Here is a 1150-nt window from a genome sequence, read left to right as displayed (position 1 = left end):
GGCTCGGCTCTTATCTCTTCCGACTCTGGCACCTTAGGTGCCGAGAGCCCGGCGCGGACGACCGTTCGGCTCTAGGTCTTTTCGATCGCTCTGTAGCAAGGATCTCCGCGCCGGTTTCTCCCTGATCCGCCCGAACAGTTGATCGAGCTGGCACTCGTACTGATAAGACTGGGCAAGCGGGGGGAGCTCTCGACCCTGTCAGCCTAGCGGAGTTGCCCCATGTTTGGGATCGGGATCGATGTCAGCGGTGAGAATCTGGATGTGGCCGTCCATGAACAGGCCTTCCGTCAGTTCAAGAACAACAAGCGGGGCTGGGCCAGTCTGATCAGATGGCTGCAGCGGTGGCCAGCCAAGCAGGTCGTGCTGGAGGCCAGCGGCGGCTATGAACAGAAGGCACTGGACGCCTTGCACGAAGCTGGCTTGCCGATGGTGCGGATCAACCCGGGCCGTGGTCGCAGTTTCGCCTCAGCCACCGGGAAGCAGGCCAAGACCGATCGCATTGATGCCATGGTTCTGGCTCACATGGCCGACGTTCTCAAGCTGACCCGTTACGTCCCGCCAGCAGCCTGGCAGCGCCGTCTGGGTGAGCTCTGCCAGCGTCGGCGCCATCTGGTGCAGATGCGGGTGAGCGAGCATCAGCGCATGCGTGCGTTCAGCGAACCAAGCCTGATTTCCATGCTGAATCAGCATCTGCGTGAGATCCAGAAAACCATCAAGCAGCTCGATACCACCATCGCAGCGCTCTTGGCTGAGCAGGAAGGATGGCGTGACTTTGCCAAGCTCAAAGGCGCTGGCCCGGTGTTGATGGCAACCCTGGCCTGCGAGCTGCCGGAGCTGGGAAGACTAAGTGGGAAAGCCATCGCGGCCTTGGTAGGGGTTGCCCCCATGAACCGGGAAAGCGGCAACTGGAAAGGACGACGGAGCATCACCGGCGGCCGGGCCGTTGTACGCGAAGCGCTCTACATGGCAGCGCTGACCGCCAAACGCTATGAGCCCCGGCTCAAGGAATTCTTTGAATCCCTCGTCAACCAAGGCAAGCCGGGCAAGGTGGCCCTGGTCGCGGTGATGCGCAAGATGCTGGTGATCCTCAACGCCCGCAAGCGTGACGCGGAGGCCCAGATGGCCTCCGCCTGACAAGACAGTTGCTACA

Annotated in this window: 1 protein-coding gene; it reads left to right on the top strand. The window is 61.7% G+C overall.

What is annotated here, in order from left to right; translation table 11 throughout:
* The first annotated feature begins 219 nt into the window (after positions 1 to 219).
* Complete coding sequence (locus AC2A1N_RS04585; protein ID WP_072168867.1) at positions 220 to 1134, top strand: IS110 family transposase; 915 nt, start codon at positions 220 to 222, stop codon at positions 1132 to 1134.
* Positions 1135 to 1150 lie beyond the last annotated feature (16 nt).

The sequence above is a fragment of the Stenotrophomonas maltophilia group sp. SKK55 genome, from assembly GCF_057179845.1.
This window is presented reverse-complemented; position numbering and strand designations above follow the sequence as displayed.